Source organism: Anabaena lutea FACHB-196 (assembly GCF_014698305.1).
Taxonomy (GTDB): Bacteria; Cyanobacteriota; Cyanobacteriia; order Cyanobacteriales; family Nostocaceae; genus Anabaena; species Anabaena lutea.
Genome location: NZ_JACJST010000030.1, coordinates 13,073 through 26,754, shown reverse-complemented (window position 1 = coordinate 26,754; position 13,682 = coordinate 13,073). Strand labels below are relative to the sequence as shown.

Annotated in this window: 9 protein-coding genes; 6 read left to right on the top strand and 3 right to left on the bottom strand. The window is 37.9% G+C overall.

The genetic code is table 11. The features are described from left to right. The first annotated feature begins 118 nt into the window (after window positions 1–118). The 5 genes from H6G59_RS23710 to H6G59_RS23690 all read left to right on the top strand — a co-directional run bounded on the left by H6G59_RS23710 (window position 119) and on the right by H6G59_RS23690 (window position 6,286). A complete protein-coding gene (locus H6G59_RS23710) occupies window positions 119–1,318 on the top strand; it encodes a glycosyltransferase (RefSeq protein ID WP_190719372.1) in 1,200 nt (399 codons plus the stop codon). After that, on the top strand, window positions 1,236–2,246 hold the full coding sequence (locus tag H6G59_RS23705; protein WP_190719369.1) for a glycosyltransferase family 2 protein: 1,011 nt from the start codon (window positions 1,236–1,238) through the stop codon (window positions 2,244–2,246). The genes H6G59_RS23710 and H6G59_RS23705 overlap by 83 nt, the downstream gene beginning before the upstream one ends. A 104-nt stretch (window positions 2,247–2,350) precedes the next feature. Then, complete coding sequence (locus tag H6G59_RS23700; protein WP_190719366.1) at window positions 2,351–3,781, top strand: O-antigen ligase domain-containing protein; 1,431 nt, start codon at window positions 2,351–2,353, stop codon at window positions 3,779–3,781. Between the two features lie 3 nt (window positions 3,782–3,784). Then, the gene (locus tag H6G59_RS23695) at window positions 3,785–4,933 is read left to right on the top strand and encodes a glycosyltransferase family 4 protein (protein WP_190719363.1); all 1,149 of its coding nucleotides are present in this window, start codon (window positions 3,785–3,787) and stop codon (window positions 4,931–4,933) included. A 471-nt stretch (window positions 4,934–5,404) separates the two neighbouring features. Then, on the top strand, window positions 5,405–6,286 hold the full coding sequence (locus H6G59_RS23690) for an aspartoacylase (RefSeq protein ID WP_190719359.1): 882 nt from the start codon (window positions 5,405–5,407) through the stop codon (window positions 6,284–6,286). A 373-nt stretch (window positions 6,287–6,659) separates the two neighbouring features. Here H6G59_RS23690 and H6G59_RS23685 read toward each other — a convergent pair whose 3' ends face one another. The 3 genes from H6G59_RS23685 to H6G59_RS23675 all read right to left on the bottom strand — a co-directional run bounded on the left by H6G59_RS23685 (window position 6,660) and on the right by H6G59_RS23675 (window position 11,711). After that, window positions 6,660–7,769 (bottom strand): glycosyltransferase family 4 protein, encoded by a 1,110-nt coding sequence (locus tag H6G59_RS23685; protein ID WP_190719344.1) that lies wholly within the window; start codon window positions 7,767–7,769, stop codon window positions 6,660–6,662. Window positions 7,770–8,090: 321 nt separating this feature from the next. After that, the gene (locus tag H6G59_RS23680; RefSeq protein WP_190719341.1) at window positions 8,091–8,876 is read right to left on the bottom strand and encodes a PIG-L deacetylase family protein; all 786 of its coding nucleotides are present in this window, start codon (window positions 8,874–8,876) and stop codon (window positions 8,091–8,093) included. Window positions 8,877–9,380: 504 nt separating this feature from the next. Beyond that, window positions 9,381–11,711 (bottom strand): NHL repeat-containing protein, encoded by a 2,331-nt coding sequence (locus H6G59_RS23675; protein WP_190719338.1) that lies wholly within the window; start codon window positions 11,709–11,711, stop codon window positions 9,381–9,383. Window positions 11,712–12,457: 746 nt separating this feature from the next. Here H6G59_RS23675 and H6G59_RS23670 point away from each other — a divergent pair. Further along, complete coding sequence (locus tag H6G59_RS23670) at window positions 12,458–13,627, top strand: glycosyltransferase (RefSeq protein ID WP_190719336.1); 1,170 nt, start codon at window positions 12,458–12,460, stop codon at window positions 13,625–13,627. Window positions 13,628–13,682 lie beyond the last annotated feature (55 nt).

The following is a 13,682-nucleotide window of genomic DNA, read 5'->3' as shown; positions in this document are numbered from 1 at the left end:
GATACGTAATTAAGTTTTGTAATGAGGATTTAACCCCAACAAAAAACTTACCGGTTATAGAACCGGGGGACTTAAACCCACGGTATTTGGTTAAATTAATTTAAAAGTGAGGTGGTATGTGAGACTTTGTATTGTAACCCATAAAATTAAAAAGGGTGATGGTCAGGGACGAGTAAACTATGAAGTTGTTCAAGAAGCAATTCGTCGCGGTCATCATCTAACATTATTAGCAAGTGAAATAGCACCAGAACTAGAGCAAAATAGCTCTGTAAATTGGGTTTCAATTCCGGTGAAAGAATATCCTACGGAATTTATTCGCAATTTCATATTTGCCAAAAAAAGCAGCGACTGGTTACGTCAATATGGTAGAGAAGTTGATTTAATTAAAGCTAATGGTGCCATTACTATGGGCGCTACTGATGTGAATGCTGTGCATTTTGTCCATAGTTCATGGTGGCGATCGCCTGTGCATATTTCTCGTAACCGTCGAGATGCTTACGGCCTATACCAATGGCTTTACACAGCCATGAATTCTTATTGGGAAAAACAAGCTTTTCAGCAAGCCAAAGTGGTCGTCGCCGTATCTGCAAAAGTAGCTGAGGAATTAGTCAATATTGGCGTACCTCTTGGCAAAATTCGTGTCATTGTCAATGGAGTTGACTTACAAGAATTTTCTCCTGGTGTGGCTTCTCGTCAACAATTGGGGCTACCAGAAAATGTAACTTTAGCACTTTTTGCCGGCGACATCCGCACCACCAGAAAAAACTTAGATACGGTGCTGCAAGCCTTAGTAAAAGTTCCTAATTTACATCTAGCGGTAGTAGGAACAACAGAAGGTAGCCCCTTTCCAGAGTTAGCAGAGGCTTTGGGCATAACTGAACGAGTGCATTTTATGGGATATCGACGGGATATGGCCGAGATCATGCGGGCTGTAGATTTATTTGTCTTTCCTTCCCGATATGAAGCTTGCAGCCTTGTTTTGTTAGAAGCATTAGCTTCAGGATTACCAGTAATCACTGCTACTGCTACAGGAGGTGCAGAATTAGTCACACCAGAAGCGGGAGTTATTTTACCTGACACAGACGACATAGATGCTTTATCTAGTGCCTTGTTTTCCTTAAAAGATGACTCACTACGCCAGCAAATGAGTAAAGCGGCTCGTACTGTTGCTGAACAACATAGCTGGGCGATTATGGCACAAACCTATCTAGATTTATTTGAAGAGTTAATGAAAAATGAGGAATACAGTTCTCATCCCCACCTATCGCCGTCCTTTGGATCTCCATCGCTGCCTTTTAGCGCTTCAAGCCCAAACTAAACCCGTTGATCAATTAATCGTAGTTGTCCGGGATACAGATACGGAAACTTGGCAATTCCTAGGGGAATTTCACCCCCATCACCTACCATTACAGGTTGTCACAGTCACACAACCGGGAGTAGTAGCAGCCCTCAACGCCGGACTAGCAGTAATCGAGGGAGACATTGTTTCTATCACTGATGATGATGCTGCCCCCCATCCTGATTGGTTAGAAAAAATCACTGCTCACTTTCAAAGCGATGGTTGCATAGGTGGTGTTGGCGGACGTGATTGGATACACCAAGGCAACAGCATCGAAGATGGCGAACGCTCAATAGTAGGGCGTTTACAGTGGTTTGGACGAGTAATTGGCAACCATCACTTAGGAGTCGGCGCACCTCGCGAAGTTGATGTCCTCAAGGGTGTAAACATGAGTTTTCGTCAAGCAGCCAGGGGAAAATTATGCTTTGATGAAAGAATGCTCGGCACGGGCGCACAAGTACATTTTGAGATGGCATTTACCCTCGCTCTTAAGCGGAATGGTTGGAAGATAATTTACGATCCTAGTGTTGCAGTAGATCACTATCCAGCCCAGCGATTTGATGAAGACCAACGCCAACATTTTAATGAAGTTGCCTACACTAATTTAGTCCATAACGAAACCCTAGTTTTATTAGAACATTTTTCTCCTCTGCGCCAGATTGTCTTTTTAGTGTGGGCAGTATTAGTAGGAACAAGAGATAGTTTAGGACTATTACAATGGCTGAGATTTCTCCCCAGTCAAGGCAGATTAGTGAATAAAAAGATGCTGGCATCTTTGTGTGGACGTTGGCAAGGATGGCAAACAAATCAATTACGGCAGGGAAAAGTTAATAAGGAACAGGGAATAGGGTTGAAACTCTCTTTTTATATAGCTTTGTTCTTAAATTTTATACCTCCTACAACCTAAAATAGGCTGTAAAAATTTAAAATATTTCTTTTTGAGGAACTACGCTCACAAAATTCAAGAAAACTCCTGACTCCAATTCACAATTACCAATCACCAAAAATAAAGTGATTTCCAAACAAATACTTTTTAATAGTTTTTCACGACAGAACTTTTATCCTCAACAACGAGCAGCACAGGCTTGGATAGTCATTATTGGCTTCCTTTTTTTAATAACATCTAGTTATTTTATTAGTGCTGCCATGTTGCGCCTGGTTTTTCCGGCAACCGCTTTGGTGGTAGCTATATTTTTATATTTGCGGCATCCCTTACTCTACATTGGCTTCACTTGGTGGATATGGTTTCTTTCACCTTTGCTGGCTCGGTTAGTTGACTATCGTGTTGGCTGGGACCCTACCCGTCAAATGCTTATAGCACCTTATCTAGTAGTGTTTGTCACCATAGCAACTTTCTTAAAATATATTCCTAGCACAATTCGCCAAGGGGGTTTGCCTTTTATTTTGGGTTTTATTGGGGTATTATATGGTTTTTTGGTTGGTCTAATTTACAATCAACCAATTCCGGTGTTCCGGGGGTTTTTAGACTGGGTGAGTCCTATTATTTTCGGTTTTCATTTATTTACAAATTGGCGAGATTATCCCAGTTATCGGCAAAATATTCAGCGTGTATTTGTCTGGTGTGTATTAATCCTAGGAGCTTACGGTATATATCAATTTGTGGTTGCTCCTGAGTGGGACACATACTGGTTGATAGAATCAAAAATGTTCACCAGTTCTGGGAATCCTGTCCCTTTTGGGATGCGCGTTTGGAGTACAATGCATTCAGTCGGTCCATTTGGTGCGGTGATGCAAGCTGGGTTGTTGTTATTATTTACCAGTTCAGGGCCTTTAATTTTTCCGGCTTCAGCCGTGGGCTATTTATCATTTTTGCTGGCACAAGCAAGGACTAATTGGGGTGGTTGGTTACTTGGGGTAATTATGATTATGGGTTCGGTTAAAGCCAGAATTCAAATGCGCTTAATTACTATCATTTTGGTAATGGCAATGTGTGTTTTACCCTTACTAACTATAGAACCAATTAGCAAAGTTGTGACTTCTAGATTAGAAACTTTTGCTAATTTACAAGAAGATGGTAGCTTAAAGGATAGATCAGGGAGTTATGACAGAAATCTCAGTTTAGCCCTTACGAATGGGTTCGGTAACGGTTTAGGAAATACCTGGAAAGTCAACGAAAAAACGGGACAAATCGAAGTATTTGTGATTGATAGTGGCATTTTAGATATGTTTTTTACATTGGGTTGGTTCGGAGCCATTCCTTATATGGGTGCATTAATCTTAATGATATTTACCGTCAGCCAATATACTGAAGCGCGGTTTGATAGTTTTGTCAGTGCTGCCCGTGCGATCGCATTTAGTTGTTGTACACAACTAATTATTGGGAGTGGAATGCTGAGTATAGCAGGCATGATTCTTTGGGGATTTTTTGCTATGGCTATGGCAGCACATAAGTATTATCAACATCAAGGAATAAAGGTTTAAATTATGAAGGTAATCGTTATCATGCCGTTAGCTGAACAACGTGGCGGCGGCGAAGTTTCGTTTTTCGATTTGATGCAGCAAGGTCGTAATGCAGATGTGGAATGGTTGGCAATCTTCTTAGAAGATGGACCAATGGTGGAACAAGTGAGAAATCTGGGCATTGATACCAGAGTTGTCGAAAGTGGCCGTTTGCGTCAAGTCCATCGTTTGATTGCGACTATTTTTCACATAGCAGCGATCGCACGCCGTGAAGGTGCAGATATGATCCTCAATTGGATGTGGATCACTCACATCACTGGGGGACTAGCAGCAATGTTGGCAGGTTTGCCGGCTGTGTGGTATCAACTAGAAGTCCCCTATGATCAGACTTGGTTGGTGCGTCTTGCCACTTTAATTCCAGCCCAATCCATCATGACTGTATCTAAAGATGGTCAAAAAGCACAGTCACAGATTTGGCCTTACAGACCAACTCCTTTGGTATATCCTGGTGTAGCTTTAGATCGGTTTGATCCAGCAATTTTGCCCACTCCAGCAGCAGCACGCCAAAAGCTCGGTTTACCAATGCATGGGCCTTTGATTGGCATTGTCGGACGCTTACAACGCTGGAAAGGAATGCACGTATTGGTGGAAGCAATGCCCCAGATTTTGCAACAATATCCCGATGCCCATGTAGTGATAGTCGGTGGTAAGCACGATTTAGAATCAGATTATGAGGATTTCTTAAAAAAACAAATCACAGATTTGGGACTGAGCGATCGCATAATTATGGCAGGGTTACAGCGTAACGTCCCGGAATGGGTACAAGCAATGGATATATTTGTTCATGCCTCTGATAAAGAACCCTTTGGGATTGTGATTATCGAAGCTATGGCCTTAGGTAAGCCAGTTATTGCTAGCAATGCTGGGGGGCCTACAGAGATTATTACCGATGGTGTAAATGGATTGTTAACACCTTACAACAATAAAGACGCATTAGCCCAAGCTATTCTCCGTTATCTGAACAACCCAGATTTTTCTCAAACTTTGGGATTAGCAGCACGACAACGCGCCCTCCAATTCTCTACACAACGTTATGCCCAAAACTTGATTAATGTTATTCGCTCAAAGATGCCAACTGTTTTAGAAAAAATGCCCAAAAGAATCACATCATAGGCACATAAGCAGGAAAATTTGTTTTCATTCTAGAAGAAATGAGATAATTCATCTTTTGGACTTCCCATAATCAAAAAATACGAAACAATGTAGAGACGTTGCGTGCAACGTCTCTACTTGAATGAACTGGGGTACGACTTCAATTCGCTCGATATTTTTGCTTTTTCCTAAAAATCAAAACTATGCACATTAAATTTGTAGTTGAGTGAAAACAGAGGACTAGGGTTTTATAGTAAGAATTCAGGAGTCAGGAGACGCTTCGCAGACCTTTGGTTCAGAATGCTTATAAAATGAAGAATAGAGAGAAGCAAAATTTTATCAAAATCCTTAAATTTGACTCGAAAAGTCTTTATTCTCCTGACTTGGAGTATTCTCTATCCTGAATATTTACGTTTTATATGTCCTCTAAATTAAAGCTGGCAGACAATTTCCGCTATTATCATTAATATAATAATTTATACTGAGGCGCTTATGAATCAAATCAACCGCGTGGCAATTGTTGGAGGCAGTCACGGTAATGAGTTAACAGGAGTTTACCTAGTTAAAAAATTTCACCAATATCCAAATTTAATTAATAAAACAAGTTTTGAAACTTTGGCATTACTCGGTAATCCCAAAGCTATAGCTGCTAGAAGAAGATACATTGATAAAGATTTAAATCGTTGCTTTACTGTTGACAATTTTCAGTCTCCTACCTCCTCCATTTACGAAGAATTACGCGCTAAAGAAATTCAACAAATATTGCAACCACCAAACCAGGAATTCGTGGATGTAATTATGGATTTACATACCACTACTGCCAACATGGGATTATGTATTATTCTTGGTAATATGCATCCGTTTTTGCTTCAATTAGCAGCTAATTTGAGTTCAATTAATCCTTTAGTAAAAGTTTATAGTCATCAGCAACCCAGCAGCAGTGGTTTTCTCCGTTCTTTATCCCCATTGGGTTTTGCTATAGAAGTTGGTGCTGTAGCTCAGGGTATTTTAGATGCAGAACTATTCCAACAAACAGAACAGCTTATATATGCAATATTACAGTATTTTGAAGAACACAACCAAGGTAAAATTTCCCTAATTAACAACACTCTGACACTTTATAAATCTATTGGTTCTGTCGATTACCCTAGAAATGAAGATGGGGAAATAGAAGCGATGATTCACCCCCAACTTCAGTTTAAAGACTATGAACCCTTGCATCCAGGTGATCCCATATTTCTAACTTTTGCAGGCAAAGATATTTTTTATCAGGGAGAATCTACTGTTTATCCAGTTTTTATCAATGAAGCAGCTTATTATGAAAAAGGAATTGCTATGCATCTGAGCCAAAAGGAATGGATTCATATTTCTTGAAGGCTTCTATCTGATTTTAGTCATGATAATTAAGATATATCGCCATCCTTAATAAGATGTGAACACATTGTAAATTGGGTTAGACGCGGTAATTAACTGATAACGCTTACAGATAAATCACCAAACCTTGTCGTAACCCAACATTTACTCTTCAAATATGTGTTCACGATTCATGGTGACAACAATTTTCGGCTTTGCTGATTAAGAGTAGGATTTTGTTTCACGCTCCAGGCGCAGAGCGCTGTAGGAGGGTTAGCCCGACCCAGGCGACTGCTGTATCCCTTACGGGAGTCACAGAGAGTAAGAGTTTGAAATCATTGATTTTTCAATTTCATACTTCAGTTCAGCAATGCTCAATTTTCCATCTGGCAATCTATTTACCGACTACCAATTCTCTTGTTCTCATGATTCTGAAGACATCATAATTTCTGCTTAACTCACGGTACACAGCCAGTGTTTCTTCATTTACCCGCGCTACACTGAAGCGTTCTAGGTTTTGTGTGGCGCGGAATTTCCACTTGTCTAGTAGTTCAGAATTGCTGAGTAATTGCGTCAAAGCACTGGCTAAGGTTTGGCTATCTTTGGGTGGTACCAATACACCAGCCTGACGATGATCCAAAGTCTCAGGAATACCATCTACATCACTGGCTACAATTGCACAACCGGCTTCTCGTGCCTCTGTCAGCACCAAACCAAAGGATTCGCAATGTGAAGCGAGAACAAAGATATCTGTTGCTAACATATAGCGTTGCGGTTCTGATTGGAAACCTTCAAAATGGATGCGATTCCCAACAGATGTACTTTGCGCCATTGCCTCGAATATAGACCGATCTGGACCGTCTCCTACTAAATAAAGATGGGCTTGGGGAAAATCTTTGGCAATGATGCTGAATGCATCAATTAACTCACTAATCCCTTTGCGGCTATACATCCCAGCTACAGTAGTGATAGCCGGATGATGCAGTGGTAGCGGTTGGTAATCTTGAATTTTTTTATGCCGAGGACTGCCTAAAGTACCGTTGGCAACCACACGCAACTTTTTGGTTGGAATACCACGCCTAATCATTGAATCAGCAACTGCATGACTAACGGCAATTACCCTATCTGCTAATCCCATCAGAACGGCACTACGTTGAAATTCATTATGTACAGTAGAAACTAAACTATATTTACCACTATTTCTCAGAATTCCCGCCAGCACGACTCCTGTCATCATATGGGCATGAACAATGTCTGGTTGAAATTCTTTGATAATTTCTCGATAACGCCAAGATGCTTTCATCATATTTAGTGGCGTTCTTGATTGATCTAGTTTAAAGTGGCAAATACCATGATCTGCTAATAATTCTTCGTATTCTCCACCTGCTGATGCGACAGCAACATCAAGACCTTTTTTGGTTTGTAAACAAGCTAAATCTACTGCTACATTGACAATGCCATTACCGATTTTATGCACATGATTTGTAATATGAAGGATTCGCATTTAAATTTTCTCCACGGTAATAATTTAGCTTCACTGCCATGATGCTTACCAGTAGAAATTTCACCTTGATTTAATTAAATATTTAGATAACTGCTCATATCCAATCTGGATAATCACTTATTATTAAAATATCTTCGCATCACCACGTTGCCGTGTCTATGTGTCAGTTATAATGATAAGTCTTAAACCAGACTTGATATCAGAGAATGTTTGGATATTTATACAGTTTATCAATAAACCCTCTCCAAACCTCTCCCCACAGGAAGATAGGTTGTTAATCTCCAATGTTTTGAAATAACGATAATTTCACATTCTCAAATACTAATATTCCGATTTAAAGAAGATTTCTTCTGAATTTAAAAATCGCTTAATGAATCCACGAGGTAACATTTGAATCTGGGAAGGATATGCAGCAATTGCTCTCTTTTTTTTATCTTGTACCGATTTAATTGACAGTCGATAAGCTGCTGCAATATCCTGTAAGTTCAAGAGGATAAATAGCGGCGCTCTCCAGAATACCCAGATAGGATATTGTAGTAATTCAACTGTAATTCCAGCTTGGGCAATTGCCTCCTTAACTAAGTCATAAGTAGCTTCATGATCTTTATGGCAATCTTTATGATGAGGAACATAAACTTCTCCGGGCTGATAACGCTGAAGCAATTCACAAATCTGGGAAATTGTCTGTTGCTTTTCTTCTAAGTTTAAGTCTTTTAGAGTTCCATCCTGCTTGTCTAAAAAGTGAATTGCTGAAGGTTCCACTCCCAAAATATTTAATGCCGTTAAGGATTCTTGTTTGCGAATATTAATGATTTTATTTTGAATATGTGGATCTACACCATGGGAACCTCTTCCATCTGTCAGAAAAGTTACAACTACTGATATACCCTGTTCCCTTTTTCGTGCAATCATCCCGCCACATCCTAATGTTTCATCATCTTGATGGGGAGAAAAAACCATTGCTAATTCTTGATTAAAGATTAGTGGTTTACTTCCCCAAATTAATATCCACCGTGAGAGTAAATAGGAATGGATATATTGAATCTGATTTAGTAAAATATTCGGAATAATTTTTTCTAATTTGATTAGGCTATTTTTATGATTCATATTTACTGGTACATTGGTTTATGGAAATATTAATAATTATTTACTGAACTTTAATGATTATGAGACTTATAAATATCAACCAAAATCTTTGATGATAAGTCTTAATAACTTCCTTGAAATTCAGCCATCAATAATTATTTTTATCATAGTTAACTACAACCAATCCTATTTATTTTTTTTGTAAATTTACCGTGAAAATATGAAGATGAAATCATAAGAGTTCAGGTAATAAGTAAAGAGATTGACATCATGTGCGCTTAAAGACTGATACTTAAGGAAGTATAGAAGCTGATAAAAACAGATTCACCAGATATTTGCACAAAATCGGGAATTATAACTTTTTTATGTCTATGTGTTATCTATTTGTAGCTTTAATTAAGCAATATAATCAAGGGCGGGGTTTCCCCGCCCCTACAGGTTTTGCGATTGAATGACTTTATCTCACAAAGAGTGCATACCGCTATATTATGAGTGATTATGCGAACATCAATTAACTCATTTTTGTCAAATTGGTAAACGATACATAATCACCTTTCCTTTCCAATTTTCTTCCACAAACACTAAGTATTCACCATTAGAACGGCGAAAAGCTCGGATACCATAAGGTATATCAATCCAACCACTTTCTCCACCGACTTCTGGCCCTGGACTGAACTTGTGTACCATTTTGCCTGTAGCGGCTTTATAGACATATACATCTGCGGTTTTAAATGTCACTGCAAATACATAATCGCTGGCTACACTCATAGCTGCGGTAGAAAATTCCCGTTTCCCAGTGGTGTCGTAAGGAATTACAGTTCGCCATTTAGGAGTGCGATTTCCTCGACTCCAGTTATCAAAGCGGACAATTTCCGATCCCACAACTCCAGCGTCATCACCAACTGCGGGATGTTCTGCGGTGAAGCCTGACAAATACATAGTATCTGTTTGAGGAAAATACTCAATCCGGCGCAAATCCTTAAATAGGTTGGGAGTCTTTTCCTTTTGCATGGAACTATAGGTGTAGATGGGATTCCCTTTGCTATCTAAACCCTGTAAAGGATAATGGCGAATGCCATCTTGAGTTCGCAAGGTTTTCCAAACATCTCCTTTGCTATCTACCCACCAACCACCTGTGTAGGGATAATCTTGGCCGCTGTCATATTCATTTTGCTCAAATGCACCATTACCATTACTATCCCGCCAAATCCATTCCCCTTTAGCTGGTTGATAGGGAGGCCAATTACCAGTAATGGATTTACCACTTTCATTAGTATTCACAAACATTCCCGCAGGGATAGCAATTTTACCGTCTGTAGCAGGTTGAAAACGATAAATTTGCAGAAAGCTACCATACATATCTTTGAGGAATAAAAAAGGCTTCCCCTGAATACGACGGAAAAAAGTAGCATCTGGGGATGTATGCAAGCGTGGATCTTGAGGATATTTGAAAGGATTAACAGTGTAGGCTTTGTAAGTCCACTGCTTACCAGCTGGTTTACTGTAATCCATCAAGTATTCTTCTTGCTTGGTGAAGACATTTACACCATCACTTTTAGGATCAGTATCTGCATTATCTACAAATATCAAGCCTAGTAATTGCCATTGCTGTTTTCCAGATGAGGAAAATTTTCTTAAATCTGTGCCTGATTTGTTAAAACCATTGTTGTTGATATAAATATTGCCAGCGGTATCTGTACCAACTCCTGTGATTCCATAAAATTTTAAACTTTTAACTTCTCCTGCTACATCACTATAAATGCCATTTTTATTTCCAAAAGTTCCTACTTGTAGAGGCTGTTTTTGGATGTTGTAAATTACTATTTGTTGCCGGATTCCATTTTCTGCTACTAAGAGTCTACCTTGATTATCAATAGCAATTGCTGTTGGTTCTACAATATCTACAATTTGTTCTGGTAGCTTTTTACCCGTTTGCGAATAATGCATGATTTTAGCAGCGGTGCTACCTTTTTTATTTTGAATAATCCACAAACTTTTTTGTTTGTCAATAGCTATTGCACTTGGATTATTAACAGTAAATCTGCCCTTCTCCTGCATTGTTTCGGTATTAACAATACTAACTATGTTAGCAGCCGCATTACTAACAAATAACTGATTATCTATAATTGCTAAACCAGTAACTTCGCTGTCATTACTAGTAATTAACATACTTTTATCCCAACCACGCCCTCCAGGAAAAGGTGCAGGTTTTCCCGCTAAATCATAGCGTCTTACACAATACCAAGTTTTACCTTCGGGAGGATAATCCTCTTTCTGATTATTCATCCCACCTTGAGTCATAGCAAGGTAAATATATTTGCTATTTGCTGTTACAGCTTTACCACCAAGACGATTCCAGCCGTGAGTACCCTCAAGGGTAGCAATTACTTTACCATCTTTATATATTCCCGCTTCTCCTCCAGCTTCATCCCAGTAACTATTAGTATAAATCTCCCCATTTGCTGTTACATACATCGCCTCGATATTGTTTTGTACCCGCAATTTTCCCTTACCAATTGTATTACCAATCCAAGAGGTTTGATAGGTGAGTGTGGCAGATTCTTTATCAGTTTTAGTCGTAGCCTCAATATTGTTTTGTACCCGCAATTTTCCCTTACCAATTGTATTATCAATCCAAGAGGTTTGATAGGTGAGTGTGGCAGATTCTTTATCAGTTTTAGTCGTAGCTCTGTCCATAGACATTCCTACGAATGTCACCATTAATACACAGGTTAAAGCGAGTAAAATATTGAAAGCTATTTTTTTTCTCCAATATCTCTTATGAACCAATTTATTGAGGTATTGATGAAGTTTTTGGTAATTTCTATTGAACAGTGACGATAATCTATTTTTCATAGAAACAGTATAAGTAAATATTGGTAATTTTTATTAATCGAAGATGAGTGTATAGGAGTAGTTTGCTTGGCTAATTAATATAAATGCATTTATATATACTTACTCATCCATATTTAAAAAATTTTTAGGTACTAATTTGTTTATATGGCTAATGAGACTCCATATATAAATTAACAGGTAAATAGTAGTTATCATATATGTTTATCAAAACTTTATCAATAAAATATATTTTTTACATTTTAATTATTCTTATTCAGGTTTTACTTATATAATTTTTGACATAATAAATAGCAATAATTAATACTTTAATAGTGATAATTAAGTTTACTTTGATAGAAATTAATTTGGAAAATACTTATCTGTCAATCATCTTGACGAAAATAGAATCAAGTAACATATTTATCCCTAGTGATAGCGCGGAGTTCATAAAAAACATTTGGTAATTTATTGTTTGACAGGTAGCTAAAAATAGTTTATAAAAAAGTATCCTGTTGCAAATAGCCAAATAAAGAATATATAAAGATATTATTTCATTAATGACCCAATTTTTTGAGATTTTTAAGTAACTGATCCCTATCAGTGAAAATTCCAATAAATTATTTAGCACAGGTTTGATGACTGCTATATATACAGATAACTTCATTTAAAACCCATCTACGTGTCGCTTTTAGGTTTGATGTAATTGATGATTTGACTATTAAATTGTCTCTAAAAAGCACACTTAATTCATCGGAGGAGATAAATAGGTGGAAGATAACCAAAAAATTTGTAAATTAGCCTCTGCATCTATTCTCACATTGGGAACAGGTTGGTTTCCTAAAACCCCTGGAGGTTTGGAAAGGTATATTTATGAACTAACTCATAAATTAGCTGCACATCAAGACCAAGTAGAATTATGTGGAGTAGGTCTACCAGCGGGTGAAAAAGATACACCTATTAAGTTAACAAATTTAGCTTCCCCAGATAGTCCTATTTCGCAAAGATTTTGGTCAATTCGTCATCAATTTAAGAAAACAAGATTAAGTAAGCCAGATGCAATTAATTTGCATTTCGCACTATACAGTTTTCCAATTTTAGATATTTTACCTAAGGGAGTACCAATTACGTTTAATTTTCATGGACCTTGGGCTTCGGAAAGTCAGGAGGAAGTAGTAAATAAGAAACTGAGTATTTGGCTCAAGCAGCAGTTAATAGAAAAAAATACTTATAATCGATGCGATCGCTTTATTGTCCTTAGTAAGGCTTTTGGGCATATTCTACATCAAAAATACCAAATTCCCTGGAACAAAATTCACATCATTCCCGGTGGAGTGGATATTAATCATTTTCAAACAAATCTATCACGTCAAGATGCTAGAAAACAACTGGGTTGGCCTAGTAGTAGGCAAATATTATTTACATCCCGTCGCTTAGTACATAGAATGGGAATTGATAAATTATTGCAGGCTATAGCGATAATTAAACCCCATATTCCTGATATTTGGTTAGCTATAGCTGGTCGTGGTCATATCCAAGATTTACTTCAACAACAAGCTATAGAATTAGGTTTAGAAAACAACGTTAAATTTTTAGGTTTTTTACCTGAAGAAGAGTTACCAATTGCTTACCAAGCTGCTGATTTAACTATTATGCCTAGTCAATCTTTTGAAGGTTTTGGATTAGCTATTCTTGAATCTTTAGCTTGTGGTACTCCTGTTGTTTGTACTCCTGTGGGAGGTATGCCAGAAATTTTACAGGGATTTTCACCGGATTTAATTACTAATTCTACTACTGTTGAAAGCATTGCTGAAAAATTAGAACAAGCTCTGTTAGGTAAAATTTATTTACCTTCAAGAGAAGAATGTCGTGATTATACAATCATCAATTATGACTGGACTAATATTGCTCAAAAGGTGCGGCAGGTTCTTTTGGCTTAAGCTGATAAATTTTGAAGTAAATATTAACGATATTTAAACATAGAGTTAGATGTTT